This is a genomic window from Kitasatospora sp. NPDC056446, assembly GCF_042796115.1.
GTDB lineage: Bacteria > Actinomycetota > Actinomycetes > Streptomycetales > Streptomycetaceae > Kitasatospora.
Window position 1 is genome coordinate 51,573 of record NZ_JBHTRF010000024.1, and the last position, 18,896, is coordinate 70,468.

The 18,896-nt window shown below is 71.3% G+C and carries 20 protein-coding genes; 11 read left to right on the forward strand and 9 right to left on the reverse strand.

The window, feature by feature from the left end:
- Positions 1 to 61 precede the first annotated feature (61 nt).
- On the reverse strand, positions 62 to 673 hold the full coding sequence (locus ACFQ6N_RS17335) for a hypothetical protein (RefSeq protein WP_380649876.1): 612 nt from the start codon (positions 671 to 673) through the stop codon (positions 62 to 64).
- A gap of 46 nt (positions 674 to 719) precedes the next feature.
- Complete coding sequence (locus ACFQ6N_RS17340; protein WP_380649877.1) at positions 720 to 1,895, reverse strand: DUF4157 domain-containing protein; 1,176 nt, start codon at positions 1,893 to 1,895, stop codon at positions 720 to 722.
- Positions 1,896 to 2,214: 319 nt separating this feature from the next.
- Here ACFQ6N_RS17340 and ACFQ6N_RS17345 point away from each other — a divergent pair, with 319 nt between their 5' ends.
- On the forward strand, positions 2,215 to 3,828 hold the full coding sequence (locus ACFQ6N_RS17345; RefSeq protein WP_380649878.1) for a hypothetical protein: 1,614 nt from the start codon (positions 2,215 to 2,217) through the stop codon (positions 3,826 to 3,828).
- A gap of 36 nt (positions 3,829 to 3,864) precedes the next feature.
- On the opposite strand, the gene ACFQ6N_RS17350 is transcribed toward ACFQ6N_RS17345, so the two are convergent.
- Together ACFQ6N_RS17350 and ACFQ6N_RS17355 are read right to left on the reverse strand one after the other, a co-directional pair.
- The gene (locus ACFQ6N_RS17350; RefSeq protein ID WP_380649879.1) at positions 3,865 to 4,767 is read right to left on the reverse strand and encodes a hypothetical protein; all 903 of its coding nucleotides are present in this window, start codon (positions 4,765 to 4,767) and stop codon (positions 3,865 to 3,867) included.
- Between the two features lie 141 nt (positions 4,768 to 4,908).
- Positions 4,909 to 5,829 (reverse strand): NAD-dependent epimerase/dehydratase family protein, encoded by a 921-nt coding sequence (locus ACFQ6N_RS17355; protein ID WP_380649880.1) that lies wholly within the window; start codon positions 5,827 to 5,829, stop codon positions 4,909 to 4,911.
- 128 nt (positions 5,830 to 5,957) lie between these two features.
- Here ACFQ6N_RS17355 and ACFQ6N_RS17360 point away from each other — a divergent pair, with 128 nt between their 5' ends.
- The gene (locus tag ACFQ6N_RS17360) at positions 5,958 to 6,677 is read left to right on the forward strand and encodes a TetR/AcrR family transcriptional regulator (protein WP_380649881.1); all 720 of its coding nucleotides are present in this window, start codon (positions 5,958 to 5,960) and stop codon (positions 6,675 to 6,677) included.
- A gap of 339 nt (positions 6,678 to 7,016) precedes the next feature.
- Here the strand turns inward: ACFQ6N_RS17360 and ACFQ6N_RS17365 are convergent, their stop codons facing one another.
- Positions 7,017 to 8,150 (reverse strand): methyltransferase domain-containing protein, encoded by a 1,134-nt coding sequence (locus ACFQ6N_RS17365; protein ID WP_380649882.1) that lies wholly within the window; start codon positions 8,148 to 8,150, stop codon positions 7,017 to 7,019.
- Entirely contained in the window at positions 8,147 to 8,296 is a 150-nt protein-coding gene (locus tag ACFQ6N_RS17370) for a hypothetical protein (protein WP_380649883.1), read from the reverse strand. Before ACFQ6N_RS17370 ends, ACFQ6N_RS17365 begins: the two co-directional genes overlap by 4 nt.
- Positions 8,297 to 8,870: 574 nt before the next feature.
- On the opposite strand from ACFQ6N_RS17370, the gene ACFQ6N_RS17375 reads away from it, so the two are divergent.
- The 3 genes from ACFQ6N_RS17375 to ACFQ6N_RS17385 all read left to right on the forward strand — a co-directional run bounded on the left by ACFQ6N_RS17375 (position 8,871) and on the right by ACFQ6N_RS17385 (position 12,023).
- Positions 8,871 to 9,989, forward strand: coding sequence for a serine hydrolase domain-containing protein (locus ACFQ6N_RS17375; RefSeq protein WP_380649884.1), 1,119 nt, complete (start codon positions 8,871 to 8,873; stop codon positions 9,987 to 9,989).
- 419 nt (positions 9,990 to 10,408) lie between these two features.
- Positions 10,409 to 10,882: a hypothetical protein gene (locus ACFQ6N_RS17380; RefSeq protein WP_380649885.1), complete on the forward strand. Its 474-nt coding sequence runs from the start codon at positions 10,409 to 10,411 to the stop codon at positions 10,880 to 10,882.
- Between the two features lie 436 nt (positions 10,883 to 11,318).
- The gene (locus ACFQ6N_RS17385; RefSeq protein WP_380649886.1) at positions 11,319 to 12,023 is read left to right on the forward strand and encodes a hypothetical protein; all 705 of its coding nucleotides are present in this window, start codon (positions 11,319 to 11,321) and stop codon (positions 12,021 to 12,023) included.
- A 9-nt stretch (positions 12,024 to 12,032) separates the two neighbouring features.
- On the opposite strand, the gene ACFQ6N_RS17390 is transcribed toward ACFQ6N_RS17385, so the two are convergent.
- Positions 12,033 to 12,389, reverse strand: coding sequence for a hypothetical protein (locus ACFQ6N_RS17390; RefSeq protein ID WP_380649887.1), 357 nt, complete (start codon positions 12,387 to 12,389; stop codon positions 12,033 to 12,035).
- A 601-nt stretch (positions 12,390 to 12,990) separates the two neighbouring features.
- Here ACFQ6N_RS17390 and ACFQ6N_RS17395 point away from each other — a divergent pair.
- Entirely contained in the window at positions 12,991 to 13,707 is a 717-nt protein-coding gene (locus ACFQ6N_RS17395) for a DUF1062 domain-containing protein (protein ID WP_380649888.1), read from the forward strand.
- 217 nt (positions 13,708 to 13,924) lie between these two features.
- On the opposite strand, the gene ACFQ6N_RS17400 is transcribed toward ACFQ6N_RS17395, so the two are convergent.
- On the reverse strand, positions 13,925 to 14,413 hold the full coding sequence (locus tag ACFQ6N_RS17400) for a hypothetical protein (protein ID WP_380649889.1): 489 nt from the start codon (positions 14,411 to 14,413) through the stop codon (positions 13,925 to 13,927).
- Positions 14,414 to 14,817: 404 nt separating this feature from the next.
- A complete protein-coding gene (locus tag ACFQ6N_RS17405) occupies positions 14,818 to 15,642 on the reverse strand; it encodes a hypothetical protein (protein WP_380649891.1) in 825 nt (274 codons plus the stop codon).
- Between the two features lie 152 nt (positions 15,643 to 15,794).
- On the opposite strand from ACFQ6N_RS17405, the gene ACFQ6N_RS17410 reads away from it, so the two are divergent.
- From ACFQ6N_RS17410 to ACFQ6N_RS17430, 5 genes are all read left to right on the forward strand, one after another.
- A complete protein-coding gene (locus tag ACFQ6N_RS17410) occupies positions 15,795 to 16,313 on the forward strand; it encodes a hypothetical protein (protein WP_380649892.1) in 519 nt (172 codons plus the stop codon).
- Positions 16,314 to 16,627: 314 nt separating this feature from the next.
- Positions 16,628 to 17,320, forward strand: a complete 693-nt coding sequence (locus ACFQ6N_RS17415) for a hypothetical protein (protein ID WP_380649893.1) — start codon at positions 16,628 to 16,630, stop codon at positions 17,318 to 17,320.
- A 99-nt stretch (positions 17,321 to 17,419) separates the two neighbouring features.
- A complete protein-coding gene (locus ACFQ6N_RS17420; protein ID WP_380649895.1) occupies positions 17,420 to 18,295 on the forward strand; it encodes a helix-turn-helix domain-containing protein in 876 nt (291 codons plus the stop codon).
- A complete protein-coding gene (locus tag ACFQ6N_RS17425; protein ID WP_380649896.1) occupies positions 18,292 to 18,522 on the forward strand; it encodes a DUF397 domain-containing protein in 231 nt (76 codons plus the stop codon). The genes ACFQ6N_RS17420 and ACFQ6N_RS17425 overlap by 4 nt, the downstream gene beginning before the upstream one ends.
- Entirely contained in the window at positions 18,519 to 18,785 is a 267-nt protein-coding gene (locus ACFQ6N_RS17430) for a DUF397 domain-containing protein (RefSeq protein WP_380649897.1), read from the forward strand. Before ACFQ6N_RS17425 ends, ACFQ6N_RS17430 begins: the two co-directional genes overlap by 4 nt.
- Positions 18,786 to 18,896 lie beyond the last annotated feature (111 nt).

An 18,896-nucleotide genomic window follows, 5' to 3' on the forward strand; every position in this document is an offset into this window, starting at 1 on the left:
GTCGCCGACCGAGCCAGCCCCTTGGGGCCCGGCCGACGTGGCGGGCCCCAAGGGGGCCGGCTCAGTGCTGCGCCGGGTGGAACAGGGTGTCGTCGTAGTCCGGGAAGACGGCCGGCATCACCCGACGGAACGCGGTGACCTCCGTGCTGTCCTCCAGGCCCCGGCAGAGGGTCTGCGGCCAGTACCAGAAGCCGCGGGAGGCGATCAGCCGGTCCAGGTAGGCGTCGAAGGAGTACCCGGTGTCGTACAGCTCCTGGCCGAGGTAGTGGTAGTGGACGGAGTCGTTCGGCGGGAGGAGCGCCGCGCAGGCCTCGGGGACGAACCGGTCGAAGGGCCGGACGGCGCGGAACTCCTGGTCTTCCGCCGAGTGCCAGATGATGCCCTCCCAGTCGCCGAGGACCTGGCGCAACGGCAGCAGGTTGATCAGGCCCTGGTCCGAGAGGTTGTGGTTGAGGAGCTCGGGAACGGTGTGCCGCCAGATCAGGCGGACCGCGCCGACCTCGCGGTAGAAGGCCTCGACGCCCGCCGGGAGGGGGCCGTCGGCCAGGCGGAGGGCGAGCTCCAGGTCGGCGGGCGGGGTCGGTGGCGCGACGGTGGCCTCCAGGAGCTCCACGCGGGGGTTGCGCTCCAGGTCGCTGATCATCGCGGACAGCCGGGCACGGGGGTCGATCACGGGCGTACGTCTCCTTCGGCGCCTCCGGCGGCGCCAGCGGGTGCGGTCAGTTCTTCAGTCGGTTGTTCTCGATCAGCCAGGCGTCGTCGCCCAGTTCCTTGCCCGTGGTGTCGTAGATGGTGTACTCGGCATGGATCGTGCCGGCGAGCTTGGCGGCGTAGTTGGCGTCGATGTCGGCGTCCACGTTGGCGTCGCCGGTCTTGAAGTCCTTCGCGGCGGGGTGGGTGCCGTAGTCGGCCTCCACGTAGTACTCGACCACATGGCCCTTGTTCAGCACCTCGTCCTTGAGCCTCTTCTCGACCTTGGCGTGGTGCGCCGAGTTCGCGGACGCGGTGATCGGAGTCATGTTCTTCATGACGCCGGGGCCGCCGACGTTGTGGTTGAGCAGGTGTCCCTGCACCATGAAGTTCTGGAACCAGGTGCCGGTCGCGCCGCCCTTGGGCCACCAGGACGGCTGCTCCTGGGGTGTCGAGCCCTTCCCGAGCTGCCCCGGCCAGAGTTCGGCGTGCATGGTGGTGCCGACGCCGTTGCCGTTCACCCCGCCGTAGTTGACGTACGGAGCGCCGGTGAACGCCCGCTGCACCGGCAGCTCCGGCACCGCGGACGGGGAGTGGGCGGCGGCCCGCTGGACGGCCGCCTGTCGCAGGGCGGTCCGTTGGACGGCGGCTTCGGGCACGGGCCCGCTCAGCGCCCGGACGGCGTTCGCCTCGGCGGCGCGCTCGAACCGGTCGCCCGGGTCGCTGACCGACAGCCCGTCCCCGTGGTCGGTACCGGACACCGGACCCGACCGCTGCTGGATGACATGGGTCAACTCGTGGGCCAGCGTGTGCTTGTCGCCGCCGCCGGGGCCGATCACGACGTGCTCGCCGGAGGTGTAGGCGCGGGCGCTCATCTCGGCCGCCGAGCGGGCCGCGGCGGGGCCGTCGTGGACCCGCACGCTGCCGAAGTCGGCGCCCAGGCGGGCCTCCATCTCCGTCCGCACGCCGTCGGCCAGCGGACGGCCCGGCGACCGCAGTACCTGGTGGACCGTCGAGCGCTGGACCTGCGCCTCCTCCGACTCCAGCTGCCGCCCGAGCAGTTGGACGACGGCCGCGTTGCCGATGCTGCGCTGCAGCGCGGCGAGCGAGCGGGGGTCCGGCGGCGCGGACTGGCGCTGTGCGGTCGATCGGCCGCGGTCGCGGCGCTCGGACTCGCTCCGCGGTTTCGGGTCATGCGCGTGCACATCCACCTCCTGGACGGGCGGTTCGCACCGCGGTCGTTGTGTGTCCATGCCGGTCTACGGCGGACGCCGTACACCGCGCAAGGACCGCAGGGGCAGTGTCGGGGGCAAACTCCGGGGACCCGCCGGGGTCGCACCGGCCGACCGGCCCCGGATCGGCGCCACCGTCGCCCAGTCCCGGTCCGACAGGACGGCCCGCCGCCACCGCAGGAGCAGGCAGGACGGGTGACGTCGCGCTGAGCCCCCGGACGGTAGGTCACGATCACGGAACGACTGACGTGCTCACTTCCCGTATGCCCGTCAGGTCGGATGTGATCATCACATGTCGGTTCACGGAGGAACACCGGGGCAGGGGCGGCCCCGTCCGCGCGCCCGCCTGCGCAGCCGGATGGTCACCGGGGTGCTCGCCGCGGTGGGCCTGCTGGCCGCCGCCGGCCCGGGCGTCGTCCCCGCCCCCGCCCGTGCGGACGGGGCGGGCGGGCTGGTCCTCACCGTGCCGTCCACGCTCGCGGTGACGAGCGGCGTGAACATCCGTACCCTCCTGCCCGTCGAGGTCAGTCGCAGCGGCGGCGCGCTCAAGCAGGCCCGGATCACCGTCGACACCAAGGGAACCGGGGTGACCGTCACCGCCCCGGGCAGCGGACGGGAACTACCCCTCTCCGGCTTCAGCGACGGGACCTTCCCGCTGGGAGACGGCGACGGAGCGATCACCCGGGCCCTGGCGCTCACCAGCCCGCTCCAGAGCGGTCTCTCCGGAACCATTCACGTCACCGCCGTCGCCGACGGCCTCGCCCCGGTGACCAAGGACGTCGTCCTGACGGCTGCCGACAGCAGTCCGGCCCTGCGGCTCACCCCCCTGGCCCCGGTGGCGGCCGTGCCCGGGAGCACCGTCACCCCGCGGCCCGCCTTCGAGAACTCCGGCACCGCCCCGGCGCGGAAGGTCGTCCTCACGTTCACCACCATGGACGGGCTCGCCCCGGCCGAGACCTACTCCAACTGCGAGTACGCCGCGTTCCCCGACGACACATCCGCCTCCGGCGAGCGGCCCGACGCCATGCACGCCATCTGCACCTTCGAGCGGACGGTGCGGACCGGCGAGGCCTACACCGTCGACCCTCTCCCCCTGGAGGTGACGGCTGCCGTCGACTCCTCCCGGGCAGCGTTCACCGTCGGCGCCGAGGAGGGCCCGGAGGCCGTCAACTGGCGCAGTCTGCACGCCTTCCGGCAGGGCACCGGCCGCCCCCTCGGGCTGACCCGGATCGACGGGCTCCCACAGCCGGGCCTCGGCGCCGTCAAGACCTACCAGGTGGCCGGCGGACAGGCCGATGTCACCATGGAGGCGTCCTGGAAGCCCACGTCACCGGACGGCCTCACCGGCGACCTCACCGTCACCTACCGCAACCTCGGCCCGGTTCCGTTCGTGGACGACCCCAGCGGCCCCGCCCAGCAGTACGGCGATTTCATCTGGGTCCCGGGCGGGACCGGGGAGAAAGCGATCGAGGTACCGGACAACTGCGTCACCCACTCGGGTACCGAGATGTACAGCGGTCGGATCGGCGCGCTGTGCACGACCCCCCGGTCCATCGACGCGGGCGAGGAATTCAGCCTCACGTTTCATCTCACCGTCGCCGAGGACGAACGGGTGAAGAAGGCGACGTTCCTCCAGTACGGCATCGACCTCGGCCCCGAACCCGCCGCATTCGGCCCCGTCCCCCTCCACCCCCGACAGCAGACGGCCCCCCAACCGCCCGCGCTCCCGGAGGCACCCCCGGCGGCACCCGCAGCTGCCGCGCCGCCCGCCGCACCGGTGGCGGCGCCGGCCGCCCACCACGTCCGGCTGCGCTGGAAGGCGGCCGGGTTCCTCGCCGTCCTCGGCGTCGTGGGCGCCCTGATGCTGACGGCCCGCCGCCACCGCAGGAGCCGGCAGCACCGCTGAAGCCGGAACGGGATCCGGCGGCCCCCTGCCGGGGCGTCAGACCACGACGGACGCCACCATGCCGACGGCCAGCAGGGCCACGGCCGTCAGGGTCGCGCCGTCGGGGTGGACGAGCGACTGGCCGCGCAGGGCTTGCCAGGTCAGGATCGCCAGCACGCCCGCGTAGGTCCCGGTCGCCACCAGGACCAGGCGCAGTCGCGTCCGCTCGTCGGCCAACCGCGGGAACCGGCGGGACTGTGCGATCAGCAGCCAGGCGAAGAGCGGGAGGGCCTGCAGCGCGTGCATGCCGACGAAGTGGGGGATGCGCAGGTCGCCGCCGGTGCTGCTCCAGCCGGTGATGGCGATGCCGGGCGAGTCGTCGGCGACGCCGACGCTGTGTGCCCCCACGATGCCCACGGCGGCCCCGCTGCGCATGGCCCCGAGTTGGGCAGGGGTCGGGCCGGTCATGAGGAAGCCGAGTGCCATGCCCACCAGTGCGAGGAGCAGGCCGAGCCGGACGGACCAGGTGGCCGCGCGGTCGCCGGTCCGTTGGCGGAACAACCTGGCCGCGATGGAGAGGTTGGCCAGCCACAAGGTGACGATCGAGGCGGCCATCGCGAACCAGAGGCCGGCGTCCAGCGGTGTGGCGACGTTGAAGTGGCTCTGTCTGCCGCGGAGCACCTGGCCGACGACGACCACCATCTCGATCACGTTGGCGGCGGCGATCGTCGTCCCGAGCCACCGGACCCAGCGGGGGGCCGTGCCGCCCAGGGACAGCATCCACGCGAGGGTCACCGAGTAGACCGCGATGGAGAGGGAGAACTTGAAGGGCTTCAGCCAGATCGGCTCCCCGACCAGGATCCGGTCGTCGACCGCGAGGCCGACGGCGGATGCCAGGGCGAGGGCCGCCATGGCGGCGGCGAGCAGTACCAGCGGGCGGTGCCAGAGGCGGATCGTCATCGTTTCCTCGGGGAGTGGACTGCACCGCGTTGCTCTGCGCCACGCTGTGCTCGGAGTCGATTCGCTGCACGCGGCTTCGGCCCGCTCCTGACTTCGCGGCAGGGTCCGCACAGCCCGACGGCCGATGCCGCGCACGTGGCGCTACCGGCTGAGCCGCGCCCGCCACCACTCGACGGTCGCCCCCAGCGCCTCGTCGATCGGGGTCGACACCTCGCCGAAGGTCGCGGTGTACGCCTGGGAGTCGAGCACGAACGGCCGGTCGAACTGGTACCGCACCTCTCGCAGTTCCCCGAGCATGGGGTTGACCAGGCCGACCAGGTGGAGTGGCCACCAGGGAATGCGGCCGACCCTGGCCGGCGGCAGACCGGCCAGCCGGCACAGGTGCCGGACCGCCTCCCGGGTCGACAGCGGCGGGGCGGTGGGAACGTGCCAGGCGCGTCCCCACGCCCGCTCGTCGGTACCGAGCCGTACGAGCGCACGGGCGATGTCGGGGATGTAGGTGAAGCTGTGCGGTGCGTCCGGGTTGCCGATCAGCCTGACGGCACGGCCGGCCAGGAGCGCGGGCATCATCCGCTGGGCGAGGTGGCCGGCCTCGGTGACGCCGGGCCCGAAGAAGTCCGAGGCCCGCGCCTCGGCGACGCGGATCCGGCCGGCCCGGTGCCAGGCCAACGCGTCGCGCCACATGCCGATGCGGACCCGGGCCTTGGGACCGGTGCCCGCGAGCGGCAGGTCCTCCGTGATGGGGGCGTCGACGGGGCCGTATCCGTACAGGTTGCCCATCGTCACCAGCACCGAGCCGGCGGCCTCCGCCGCGTCGAGGAGGGCGTCGGAGATCGGCGGCCAGTCGGTGGGCCACCGGTGGTACAGCGGGCTCGCGCAGTTGTAGATCACCTCGGCGCCCTTGGTGGCTTGCCGGAGTGACGCTGTGTCAGTGACGTCGAGCGCCGTACTCCCGTCGCCGCCGGAGCGACTCAGGACGACGACCTCGTGACCCTGTTCGTCGAGCAGTCGGGCCGTGGTGGCGCCGACGGGGCCCTTGCCGATGACGATGTGCCGTGCCATGCAGGTCCTCCCGGAGAACTGAGAGAGCAGTGCTCTCTTCGTTGATGAGTGTTCTCGCAGTGGCGGGGAGAAGTCAAGAGCAGTGCTCTCGTTTGTGTGCACTGCTCTTGAATGACAGGATGGACGGCATGACGGCATCCCAGACCGCGCGGCAGCTGGCCCGCGCCGAACTCACTCGCGCGATCAAGGAAGCCGCCACTCGCCAGCTCGCCGGGACCGGGGCGGCCGCGTTGTCGCTCCGCGCGGTGGCGCGTGACCTGGGCCTGGCCTCCTCGGCGCTGTACCGCTACTTCCCCAGCCGGGACGCACTGCTCACGGCGCTGATCATCGACGCGTTCAACGCGCTCGGAGCGGCCGCGGAGTCAGGGGCGGCATCCGCCGCTCCCGCCGATCCGGGCACCCGGTGGCTTGCCGCATGCCGGGCGGTCCGCCAGTGGGCCCTGGCCCACCCGCACGAGTTCGCCCTGGTCTACGGCTCGCCCGTCCCCGGCTACCAGGCCCCCACCGACACGGTCGACCCCGCCACCCGGGTCACCCGCCTGATGGCCGGTCTCGTCGTCGAGGCACACGCCTCGGGCCTCCTGCGCCCCCCCGCGCAACCGCTCCCCGGACCGAGACTCGTCACCCGGCAGGTGCTCGACAGCGCGGGCGGGGCACCGGCCGAACCGTACGCGGACCTGGTGGAACGGTCGCTCACCCTGTGGATCTCCCTGATCGGCACGATCAGCTTCGAGCTGTTCGGCCACCTGAACGAGGTGATCACGGACCACCCCGCGTACTTCGACGCCGCCATGACCATTGCAGCCGAGGCAATCGGGCTCCGTGTCCTGCCGCCTCCTCCCGTGTGACACCCCACCACCAGCGCCCCGGCCCGGCACCCGCGATGGACACCCTGGCCCGGCACCCGCGACGGACACCGACACGGCCATCACCTGGCAGCGGGAGCCGCCGGCAACACCCGGCATCGCCAAGGACCATGTGCGTGCCGAGGCGGCGCCGGCGAACGCGGAGCAGGCGGCAGATGAAACAGGGCCCGTGCCGGCGTGCTCACTGCTCACCGTCGGAGGCCATTTCCATCGGCCGGCGCTCCATACGCTCCCCCTTCCCGTTGTGCGCCCGCCGGAGCGGGCGGTGTTCGGCAAGGGCTCCGGCGCCGTGAGGTGGGCTCACGGCGCCGGACCGGACGGTCAGATCAGCTGGGCAGGGTCGTCCAGCCAGGCGTGCCAGCCGTCCGGGGTGACGGTGAGTCCGAGCCGGTCGACGCCCGGCTCGCCCGCCCGGTGCCACCAGGCGAGGGCCGGCTCGAAGTCGTCCCAGAGCCGGCGGCCGCCGTACTGACGGACCTGGTGCTCGTCCTCACCGTCTCGGAAGGTCGTCGCCGACCAGCCCGGCGTGGTCAGGGAGTAGAGCCACAGGGTGCGGGCGCCGTCGTCGTGCGGCTGGACGGCGTGGACGACATCGGGCAGGCGCAGCCCGGCAGCGAACGGGAACGGGTCGAACTTGCCGTGCGGCGGCAGGACGGCGGCGGCGGTGTGCTCGGCGACCGTGCCGCCGTCAGCCGGGTTCCGCGGCCATCGCAGCCGCTGGGAGCGCATCTTCATGAACTCCACCGGCTGGAGGAACGGGCCGCTCGCGGTGCCATCGGCCTGAACGGTGAGGCGTACCAGGGCGTCGGCATTGGAGTAGTGGGTGCCGAACGGCGCCAGGATCAGCCCGCCAGGACGGGTCTGCGCGATCCACGCCTGCGGGATCTCCCGCAGCCCGTAGGTCGCGGTGATCCGGTCGTACGGGGCGCCGGGTGGGTGGCCGAGCGCACCGTCCGCGCAGACGACGGTCGGCCGGTAGCCGGCCCGCCCGAGTGCGGTGCGGGCCCGGGCACAGATCTGCGGGTCGATCTCGACCGTGGTCACGTTCGCGTCGCCGAGCCGGTGCGAGAGCAGCGCGGCGTTCCAGCCGGTGCCGGTGCCCTGCTCCAGCACCCGCATTCCCGGCTCCACCTGAAGGTCGTCCAGCATGGAGGCGACCAGGGAGGGCATCGAGGCGGAGCTGGTGGGCACCGTGCCGGGCTCGCCCCCCTGGTGCTCGCCGTCGTCCCACTGGGTGACGATCGGGACGTCCGCGGCGGCCGCCGCCGACCAGCCGGCCTCGTCGGCGGTGCGGTCGACGGGCCGGCTCTTCCCGGTGGCCATGTCGTGGGCCCAGATCAGGTCCGGCAGGAACAGCGAGCGCGGGACGGCGTCGAAGGCCGACACCCACGCGTCGGCGACGGGGAAGGACCGCCCCGGCGCGGGGCGGTCCTCCTGCTCGGGTGCGAGCGTCACTTGCGGTGTCCCCCGTCGCCGGGCGGGGTGGTGCCGTCAGGGGACGGCGGGTCGGACGGTGGCGTCCACGGGGTGCCCGGGTGCCCGTCCCCCTCGCCGCCACCGCCGCCCGATCCTCCGCCGCCGTGGCCTCCGTCATGGTCCATGCCGACCTCCTTGTCGTCGCTGCGATGGTGCCCTCCCGAGCCCCGGGAGGAGTAGAGGGGTGCCCCGGGCGCACCGGGGCACTGGTGGGGCTCGTCGGGCGGGTGCGCAGGTCCGGGTGGACGGTCCTGCCGCTCGTCCCCGACGTCGCGGACGCTGTGCCGGCCGGCAGGGAACCACCAACGCCCAACGCGCCGAACCCGGCCGGGGAGCACGAAGGCGCCCGGGCCCGGGAACCGCTTGAGGGCATCGATCCCGGGCCAGCCGCCGGGGCACGGGAACGGCTTGGGGCGATGGACGGCGAACAGCTCGCCCGGGCCGTCCGCCACGCCCGCCATGCCCGCATCGCCCGCGGACACCTGACAGCCCTCCACCGGACATTCGGCCTGCCACCCGACCGGCCCTTCCCCCTCCCCGCCCGAGACGACGCTTGGTGTTGCACGCACCGCGTGCAAGTGAGGACATGGGCATGCGGACGGCCCGACGGAGGCGGGCCGACATGCCGCTCGTGCCCTGTCATCCGGGTCCGGCGACCGATGGGGAGCTCACCCCGGAGGATACGAAAGGACGCATGACGTGAAGAACCCACTCGATCCCACGGCGCTGAACGCCGCCATCGGACATGTCCACCGCGCCGGGATGCCGGGCCTGTTCGCCGAGGTGCGTGACGGCGACCAGGTCTGGCGCGGCGCCGCCGGGGTCGCCGACGTCACCACCGGTCGCCCCGTCACCGCCGACATGCGGCACCGGGTCGGCAGCATCACCAAGACCTTCACCGCCGCCGCGGTCCTGCAACAGGTCGAGAACGGTCAGATCGGTCTCGACACACCGATCGGCCGGTACCTTCCGAAGCTGGTCCCCGGAGAACGCGGTGACGCGATCACGGTCCGGATGCTGATGAACCACACCAGCGGCCTCGCCGAGTACCTCCCGTACGCCTACCCCTCCCTCAAGGCGTTCCCCGCCCTCGCGGACACCGGACCCCAGAGCCTGGACGACAACCGGTTCACGCGGTTCCACCCCACCGAACTGATCGGGATGGGCGTCACCGCACCCGCCGTCGGCGCCCCGGGCGGCACTCCGGGGGTGTACTCCAACACCAACTACCTGCTCCTCGGCCAACTCCTGGAACAGGTGACCGGCACCACGGCCGAGCGGTACATCACCCGGAACGTCATCGAGCGCGCCGGGCTCCGGGACACCGCATTCCCCGCCGGACCGTACGTCGACGGGCCGCACTCCCGGCTCTACGAGGAGTGGTTCGGCATGATCGACCCGCCGCGCGACTACAGCGTCTACGACATGTCATGGGTGGGACCGGCGGCCGCGCTGACATCGACCGTCGCGGACCTCAACCGCTTCTACGGCATGCTGCCGGCCGGCGAGATCGTCAGCCCGTCGTCACTGGCACAGATGCAACGCACCGTCCCGGTCGTCTCCCAAGAGGGAAGGACCATCGACTACGGCCTCGGCCTCCACCCGATGGAGGGTCCCGGCCAGGGCGCCTTCTGGGGCCACGGCGGCACCGTCTGGGGTGGTGGAGCGCTGGCCATGACCCGGGCCGACGGCAAGCGGCAGATGACGATCGCAGTGAACCTGCAAAGGTGGAACAGCCTCGACTCCTCCGGCAAGCCGCAGCCCCACCCCATCGACGACGCGCTCGCGGCTCTCTACCGCGCGGCGATGTACGGCTGACCGCCCCCACCAACCGATCACAGGCGCGATCGGCGGCCCGATCGCCCGCTACGCCTGGGCCAGTCCTGGATTCACCCCCAACAGTGGCACCAACGTCACCCTCACCCTCACCGCCCCCACGGTCACCGGGGCCTGACCAACCCGGCGCGGGCCCGGCCGAGCACACAGCGAGGCCACCGAGCAGCGAGAGCCGGTGGCCCACCGCCGTGGCGGAGGAGGAACAGGCATCGCGGCGGGCCGCCGAGCGAATCGCCGCCGAGGAGTCTGTCGCGTTCCAGGCCGCCCGACGCTCTGGAGGAGCTTCACCTGGGGGCGGGGGCCCTTGTGCGTGCCTGCACCGATGGTTCTTCCACGGATGATTCACTTCGAGTGACAGAGCGCTGACAGTTCGTCAGTGCCGAGATCGTCGAGGAGGTCACATGTCCCACCGTACGAAGGTCCGCGGCGCAGTGGTCGGAGTCTGCGCCGTGGTACTGCTGGCCGGACCTGGCCTGCTGTCCGCTCCCGCACAAGCCGGGGACCGGACAGCACCCAACGCCGTTGCTGAGACGCGGGCGTCGAAGCCGGTGGCACAGGTGACGCGCTTCTTCGACCAGTACCTGGAGGCGGTGAACGGAACGAATCCGAACATGAACCCGACCGAGGTCCGCAACGAGTTCCTCACCCCCCAGCTCAACGCCCGGCTCGACGCGTGGGCGGAGGCGAACGACGCGGACCCGGTGTTCCGCGCACAGAACGTCCCCCAGAGCCGGGACGTGCGGTACGAGGGCAGCGGAGCGGGACACGCGACGGTGGTCGTGACCGAGCACTTCGGCGGCTCGACCATCGACGTCTGGTACCAGGTCCCGCTCAGCGGCGGCCGGATCACCGACCTGAGGGACGCACCGCAATAGGCCCCGCACCCGCTCAAGCGCGTCGTCCCCCACCGCCCTCGGCAGGGGACGACGCCTCCGCTCATCGCCGGCGGCCGCCGCGAGTTCGTCGCCCGGGTCCACCTGCCGGACCGGCGTCGCGGCGGGCGCGGACGGCGGGTCGGCGCAACAGGTGATCCGGCGTCGCCGGGACACGAAGGCGCCGGCTGCCTGGTGGTGGCCGGCGCCTGGTGGTTCACCTCGTCGACGGTTCGTGAGCAGCCCCCGGCGTCAGGGCATCTCGGGGTTCCATCCGCTGTCCACACCGCCCCAGGACGAGTCGACAACACCCACGTGGAGTCCGGCACGGCGACGCACCGGATCGTTTCCACCCGCGTACGAGCGTTCATGACGTCCTCCTGGCATTCCACGATCGGGCGCACCGCTGCAAGCATGCCGACCAGGCCTGCCACCTCCCTTGCTGGCCCGCCTCGACGGCGAGCGGGACCCGGCATGCGCCGCCACGGTCCTCGTCGCGGTCGGGCTGCTCGCCGACCACGACCCCGACGGCCGGCTCCGACGTCACCTCGACCACGGGCATCCCCTGCCGCGCTGGGCCGCCGCCACCGCCCTGACCCGCCTGCTGGCCGCGCACCCGGGCTCCGCCCCCGGCCTGCCGGCGGCGGAGCGCATCGCCGCCGAACTGGCCGCCTTCCGCGCCGGACCCGCCCCTGCCGCCGCCACCGCCCACAACGCGGGGGACCTGCACAGCTACACCGTCCGCAGCCTGCTGCACCTGATGGACGCCGCCGAGGATCCGGACGGAATCCTCCTGGAGATCGCCCGCACCCTGCCCCGTATCAAGGAGACCGGAGTCGGGCCCCGCCCGCTGGCAGCCCTCGCCGGGAACCTCCTGGAAGCCCTGTTCGAACCCACGGACACCGTACCGGTGTTCGCCGAACTCTCCCCTGGACGCCGGAAGCTGCTGAGGGTCCTGGCCGAGCTGCTGACCGCCGCAAACTTCCAGTCCTGGCCGTTCGGCTCGGACCTCCATGAGCGGTTCACCCACTACGGCCTCCCCGGTACCCGCCCCGCTCTACGCGCCTACGTCGGTCTGTCCACCGAAGGCGAGGACCCGAACGCTCCCCTCCCCGACCCCTGGCAACCGTTCCTCAACCGCTGAGGACACACCTCATCGGCGCAGCGTTCGCTGGGCCAGCGCGAGGGTGACCTCGGTGTCGTCGCTCCAGGAACAGACCTCCAGCCAAGAGAGGTAGCCGGCCTGAGCAAAGGCCAGGACTTCGCCGGGGCAGTCGCCGTTCTCGGTGTAGATCAGTGCCTCGGCGGCCATCACCGTGCTCGGCCCGGACGGCGCCGGCTGAACTGCGGCTGTGTCGAGGTCGAAGTAGGTCGTACCGCATCCGCACGTACAACGCTCTCGCACGCGCAGATGGGGCACCTGGGCGCGAAGCGCCAGGTGAACCGGGTCGTCGTCGTCGAGGAGGGCGTGGAGCACCTCGGCCACGTCGGGGGGAAGGTGCCCAGTCACGTCCGCACGATACCTGACCTGCGACGTCAAAGACCATTCTCACGGAACCTTGACCGCGCCAGGGCAGCTTCCGGGGGCCGGTCGGCAGGGCCCGGGACCCGGGCGGGGCAGCGGCGGCGGGCGGGCGCAGCACGCCAAGGCCGGGACGGCGTCGGCTCGCGCGGGGAACCAGCGGCGCCGGCCTGACGGCGTCGGTCCGAAAAAATCGGTTGCGAGGGAGCGCGGCCCGGATCACGATGTGTGGCATGTACCTGTGCTGACGACTGCCACGTGGCAACTCACCCCTACGCGATCGACCTCTGCACCGGGCCACCGGCCCCGCGCTGAGTCGATGACACGCGCACTCACGCGATCGACCGCCCTCGGCGCTCGGCCATGCCGCCATGCGGCCATGTCCCGAGGCGATGAGGCGCGCTGTCGCGAGTTGCCACGGAGAGAAACGACCTGTCGCGCGATCGACCTCGGGACGCCCGCCCATACGGCCACCCGCCCCGAGGCGATGACACGCGCCCTCGTGAGCACTCGTCAGATCCCAGGAGCCCCGGCCGATCCAACCGATCCGGCCTGCGCGCATTCCTGCTGAACCAGGAAACAGACCACCATGCATACCGAACGCAAGGCCCGCTGGGCCGTGCGCCAGTCCGCGCTGCCCACCGTCCTCCGCAGCTGCCCGGACTGCTTCAGCACGCGGCACCGGCCCTCTGGCAAGATCCGTGTCAACGCCAACGGCAAGCTCCTCGACGTCTGGCTGCTGCTCAGCTGCGCGGGCTGCGACCGGACCTCGAAGGTGCCCGTCCACGAGCGCGTCCACACGTCGTCACTGGCACCCGCCCGCAGGGAGGCGTACGAGAACAACGACCCCGCCGTGGTGCGGGAACTGACGATGAGCGCGTCACTCGCCGCCAAGAACGGCTACAGCCTGGACTGGAGCGGCACCTGGGAGCTGGAGGCACGCACACCGCTCCACGCGATCGACGATCCGACCCCGCTGACGGTGCTGGTGAGCTTCGAGCTGCCGGTCCCGGTCCGGGTCGAACGCCTGCTCATGTCCGGCCTCGGCCTCAGCCGCAGCCGGGTCCGCCGGATGGTCGCGGACGGCCGCATCCGCCTGCCGCTCGCCCCGGACGCCAAGACGAGCCGCGACTTCGAGCTGACGGTCCACGCTCCCGCGGCGACCCTGGCCCAGCTCGCGGCTCCGGTCACGGCTCCCGTCGCGGCTCCGGTCGCGGCGACGCGGCGGGAGGTGGTGCGCGAACTCGGCGCCGCCGACGCCGTCGAGGCGCCGCTGCGCCTGTCGCGCGCGGTGTCCGGGGCGTAGGCCGACGGCTCGGTGCGGTACCCGCGCGCGGCTCACGGACTCGCCGTTCGTGAGCCGCGCGGCGGGCTCCCGCGCGATGGGTCCGGCCTCCTCCGACGACGCGGTCCGCGGTGCCGCAACGGCGGCGGCCAGGCGGTGATCGGAACCTGACCGGCACCCCGAGCGTCCTCAGGCCTCCCAGACGATCTTGTGGTGTCGGTCGGCCTCCGGGACCGGCTCATCTCGGGAGCGAGGACGCCTCACCGATCGCGACGAGCAGTTCGAACGGCAGCTCCCGGTCCGCCTGGCCGATGGCCAGTGCGAGCCATCGACAGGAGGACGGCAGCTGCCACATCTGCATTCCACCGGCGACGTTGGCCAGGAAGTTCAGCGGCTCGGGAGCCATGAACTCAGGGTCTGGATCATCGAACCCGAGATACGGCCACAGGTCGACTGCCGTGGGGACGCCCCAGCGGGCGGTCAGAACGGCCGCCAGGGCATCAAGATCGGCTTCGAGCTCCCCCTCGGCTGCCTCGACGACCTCCTCGCTACGGTCATCCCAGAAGTCCCGACTCTCCCGGAGCACGGCCACGTGGTATCCAGGGCCGCCCCACCCAGCACCTTTCCCCGGCCTGCCTTCCTGCCCGGGGAAAGGCAGGGCACTCAGTTCGTCAATGATCGACAGCTGGGCCTCGGTGAAATCCGTCGAACGGTGCTGGCTCGCCACGGGCGAAGCCTATCCGGGTCGACTCCGTGCCGGCATCGCGCACTCCCAGTGGTCGTAGACGACAGATGCGGTGCGACACGACAGTTGGCGTGCCGAGTCACAGATTCTGCGCGGACGGGCAGTACGGCCAGGCCGGCTTCGCCGCTGGACTGATCCCCGACCTCGACGCCGTGGTCGACGGCGTGAGCACCGACTGCTCCTCCGGCCCGGTCGAGGGCCGCGTCAACGACCTGAAAGCCCTCAAGCGCAGCGTGTTCGGCAGAGCAAAGCCACCGCCGCTACGCGAACGGGTCCTCCTGACCGCAGCCGGCCTCCGACCGCCAGCCGCCGACCGCCGACCGCCGACCGCCGCGCATGTGACCGAGCTCGCCGGCTCGCGGCCCGGGAGCGCTGCCGCGCCCGGATCAGCGGCGAGTCGGCCGGCAGCGCTCGACGCGGTCGAGGTCGCCGGTGAGAAGGTCGCTGTGGCTGATGGTGAAGTCTCCGTTGAGCAGGGCGTCTCCTCCGCCGTAGTACTGGCCCACGACAGCGGCGGGAAGGAAGGACCGCAGGCTGTGGCGCATGTTCTCGGGGTAGTCAACGGGTTCGCCCCAGTTGGATGGAGCCTGGTCAGTAGACAGCAGGACCCAGTGATCCACGGGGACGACGGCGTCGAGGTCCGGGACTGCTCCGGTGTGGCTGTCCAGGGCGGGCACGGTCAGCCGGTCGGGGTCGAGCGGCGGGTACCACAGCAACAGGGGCCTGGCGCGCCGTGCGTCAGCGTTGTCGAAGCAGCAGACGGCGATGGTGTGGTCGGGGAAGTGGTCGGCGTAGAAGCGCAGGAGGTCCGGGTCGAGGTCCGGCCGCCGGTGTGACGGCACCTGCTGCAGTGCGGCGGGGATCGCGGTGGGGTCAGTGGCCAAGAGCACCGTGTAGACGTCATGCTCGAAGACTTGGACAGACTCCGGCTCCCCGCTCATCCACGTGATCTCGTCTGCTGCCACGGCGACGGGGCGAACGGCGGCAACCATGCGCTCAAGGACGTCGCCGCCGCGTCCGACGGAGAGGAAGTGCCCGGGGGTGAGCCGGCTGGTGGGCAAGTGCAGCAGCATCGCGTTCGGACCACTCGCGAGGTTGACGGCGGTGTTCTGGTAGCCCAGGACATGTATGAGGCCGTGCAGGGGGTGGTGCTGCCGACCGCAGTACACAATCGTGCCGGAGAACGCGGCCTCACTGGTCGAGATACACATGTCGGCAAGGTAGCGCCCCCGTACGTGTGGGAAGCGGGAGGGTCTACACGACGTCGGCGCTCAGTCGCACACAGATCGCGACGGACTGCTGATCGCCTTCACGGGATCCGTGCCTGAACCCCGAAAAGTGACCCTCGGCGAGTCTCGGAGACTTGACCCCCGAAGTGATTGGTCGAGCGCCTGACTGTTCGACGTGGCTGTCAGACGCGGATGTGAGAATCGGCAGTATGCCGTTGTGTGACTACTTCTCCGCCGCTGGCGACCAGGCCGCCGTCTCGGTTCTCCGGACTCTGGGAGGCCCAGGGCCGGCTGGCCTGGACGCGGTCTTTCTCAAGAACATTGACCCGGTCGTCTCGGTTGCCCGGCTCGAAGCGGTCATGACCGGCTGCGGTTTCGAGGAGGCCAGCGAGCGTCCGCGGTCCGGGCAACTGCTGTCCTCCCCGGAGTGCGAGCCCTTCGTCGTCAGCGTGTCGGACTCCCTGGCAGACGCCCTTGCCGCGGCATCGCCGGAAGACCTTGTCCGGTTCGCCGAACCGTGGGCGAGGACGGACGAACTCCGGCAACTCGGGATCAGCGCTGAGGACACGCTCGATGTCCTGGAGGCTCTGGCCGGCCTGGCCCAGCGTGCGCGGGCTTCCGATCAGCGGCTGTACTGCTGGTGGGCGCTGTGATGTGCCGGTGTCCGGCGCCGTTGTCCTTGTTCAGCAGTTCACGTCGCCGGCGGGTGCGGTGGGAGTCGCCGCAGGTGAAGATGTCCACGCTCGCAGCGTTGTGCACCGCACTGGAGTGCACCCCGACCGACCCTTCATCGCCTCCGAGAATCTGGCCGCGCGGCTCACCGAGCCGGTGCCCTGGCTGGGTGACTTCGCCGGCCATCTCGCCGAACGGCACTGCGCGAGTCGCGCCTGCACCATGACGCCGCCGACGCCGCATCGAGGACACCCCGCTCCCACTGCGGCCGCAGCTGCAGGCGTTCACCGAGTCCATGCTGCGAGCACGCGAGCGCGCCCTCAAGGCCAGCACCCTGCCTCGCACGGACAGCACCATCGAGGCGTCCCTGGCCATCGTCCGTGACCTCGCCCGCTTCCTGACCGGCACGCGCAACAAGCAGGAGTGGGCCCTGACCGATCTGCACGACGTCGAGGCCTTCCTGGCGACCATGCCCAAGGCCCGGCAACGCCGACTGACCGTGCTGCGGCATTACTTCCGCTTCGCCCGCTCCCGCAAGGTCGTGCTCATCGACACCACCCGGGGAGTGAAGGCCAAAGGACCGTCAGGGTTCAGCGGCACCAGTGTCGCCGTCGGGCAGCAGCGGCAGCCGTTCCGCCACTGGACCACCGGCGCCGACGCGCACCCGCACGAGGCACTGCTCGGAGTCCTGGCGCTCCTCCACGCGGCCTCCAGCAGCGAGGTCCGGCTCCTGCGCGTGGACGACCTTGCCTCCAGGGCGAGGGCTGGCCGCGGCCAGGCCCCGCCAGCCCGGCACCGCGACCAGGTCGTTCCATCGGCTGATCGTCCTGAGTGCGGAGAAGGTGAAGCCCCTGGTGCAGGCCTCGGCAAGGCGTCACGAGGCCGCCGGCGCGCAAGCGGCCGAGAGATGGCAATACGCATCCATATCGCTGCAGTGCGTCACCATCATCAGGGCCCCCGACTTCCTCCCGCACCGTCAAGCACGTGACTGGCAAAATGCCAATTTCCTTGCCTCACATGTGCCGTGCACGCGCCGCAGCTAAGCTGACGGAGCGACAGATTCGCTTAGAGCTTCACGGAGGGAACGATGGCACCGGCTGTCCCCCAACAACCCCTCGCTGCACGCGGCAAGTTCGGTGCCGACCTGCGGCGTCGGCGCGAAGCCGCAGGCTGGACGGCCGAAGAGGTCGGCGGCCGGATCGGGTGCAGCACTTCCAAGATCACGCGGGTCGAGACCGGCAAGCGCAGTGCCACCCCGGCCGACTTCGAGGCCCTCATGGACCTCTTCGAAGTCTCCGATCCCGACCGGGACCACCTGGAGGTGCTCTTCCGTCGAGGACGGACCCGTACGGCCATGTGGTGGGACGCCTATGCGGACGTCCTCAGCAGCAGGTACACGGAGTTCATCTCCTACGAGCACGAGGCCGCCTCCGCGGCCGAGTACCAGCTCGCGTACATACCTGCTCTGCTACAGACCGAGGCCTATGCCCGCGCCGTCACCGAGGTCGGATTCGCGGCGCTCGGCCCGGACCAGGTCGACAGCCTGGTCGAGGTCAAGAACATGAGGCAGCGTCGCCTGCGCGACGAGGTCCCCCTTCGCCTGACGGCCGTCATCACCCAGGCGGCATTGGAATTCGAGGTAGGAGGGCCTGCAGTCCAGGCAGCGCAGCTCCGCCATCTCCAGGACGTCTGCCGCCTGGGAACCGTGGATCTTCGGGTCGTCCCGTTCGACCGAGGGGCCGAAGGCACGTTGACCGGCGCGTTCACGCTGTTTCAGGGCAACGGCCAGGATGCGCCGGACACCGCCTTCGCCGAGGCTGTCACGGGGACGATCGTGGTTGACGACGCACTCGGACTTCGGCGCCTCGCCCGGCTCCACTCCTACCTCCTGCGCGCCGCCCTTGGCCCCCGGGAGTCGCTGGCGCTCATCGAGCAGACCGAGAGAAGACTGACCGCATCATGATCGACACAAACGACATCTACGCCGTGCCGCTCGACAACGTGCTCTGGCACAAGAGCAGTTACACGGCGAACAACAGCAACTGCGTCGAGGTGGCGGCCGTGCCGGGGGTGCCGGCCCTCGCCATCCGTGACTCGAAGAACCCGGAGATCCCGGCGCTCCGATCCGGTGCCGGTCAGGTGCGTTCGTTCCTCAGCGCCCTCGCGGCCGACGCCCTGGTCGAAGCGTGACGACGTACGTGCCGGCCGCCAAGGCCGACCTCTACGCACTCGACCTCCGCACAGTCCGGTGGATGGCAGCCCCGGACAGCGATCCCGCGGACCGCCTGGAGGTCGCGTACCTTCCGGGCGGCGCCACCGCGCTTCGGCACTCGGCCACGGCGGAGGTTCTCTTCTTCACCTCGGCGGAGTGGGTCGCCTTCGTTCGAGGATGCCGGGACGGCGAGTTCGAGCCGGACATCGACGAGGCCGAGCGCCGGGCCGTCCGACGTTGACGACGCCGATGGATCCATTGCGGCAGATGTGTGGAGCCGCTGGTTCCCGGTCCAGGTAAGAGATCTTCCCCGGGATGGGGACAACGCGATTGTCCCCATCCCGGGTCGGGA

Coding starts and splice junctions, on each gene's coding strand:
- ACFQ6N_RS17345 (WP_380649878.1), top strand. CDS start 2,215: ATGTCGGTTCACGGAGGAACACCGGGGCAGGGGCGGCCCCGTCCGCGC.
- ACFQ6N_RS17350 (WP_380649879.1), bottom strand. CDS start 4,767: ATGACGATCCGCCTCTGGCACCGCCCGCTGGTACTGCTCGCCGCCGCC.
- ACFQ6N_RS17355 (WP_380649880.1), bottom strand. CDS start 5,829: ATGGCACGGCACATCGTCATCGGCAAGGGCCCCGTCGGCGCCACCACG.
- ACFQ6N_RS17360 (WP_380649881.1), top strand. CDS start 5,958: ATGACGGCATCCCAGACCGCGCGGCAGCTGGCCCGCGCCGAACTCACT.
- ACFQ6N_RS17370 (WP_380649883.1), bottom strand. CDS start 8,296: ATGGACCATGACGGAGGCCACGGCGGCGGAGGATCGGGCGGCGGTGGC.
- ACFQ6N_RS17380 (WP_380649885.1), top strand. CDS start 10,409: ATGTCCCACCGTACGAAGGTCCGCGGCGCAGTGGTCGGAGTCTGCGCC.
- ACFQ6N_RS17395 (WP_380649888.1), top strand. CDS start 12,991: ATGCATACCGAACGCAAGGCCCGCTGGGCCGTGCGCCAGTCCGCGCTG.
- ACFQ6N_RS17405 (WP_380649891.1), bottom strand. CDS start 15,642: ATGTGTATCTCGACCAGTGAGGCCGCGTTCTCCGGCACGATTGTGTAC.
- ACFQ6N_RS17415 (WP_380649893.1), top strand. CDS start 16,628: ATGCTGCGAGCACGCGAGCGCGCCCTCAAGGCCAGCACCCTGCCTCGC.
- ACFQ6N_RS17420 (WP_380649895.1), top strand. CDS start 17,420: ATGGCACCGGCTGTCCCCCAACAACCCCTCGCTGCACGCGGCAAGTTC.
- ACFQ6N_RS17425 (WP_380649896.1), top strand. CDS start 18,292: ATGATCGACACAAACGACATCTACGCCGTGCCGCTCGACAACGTGCTC.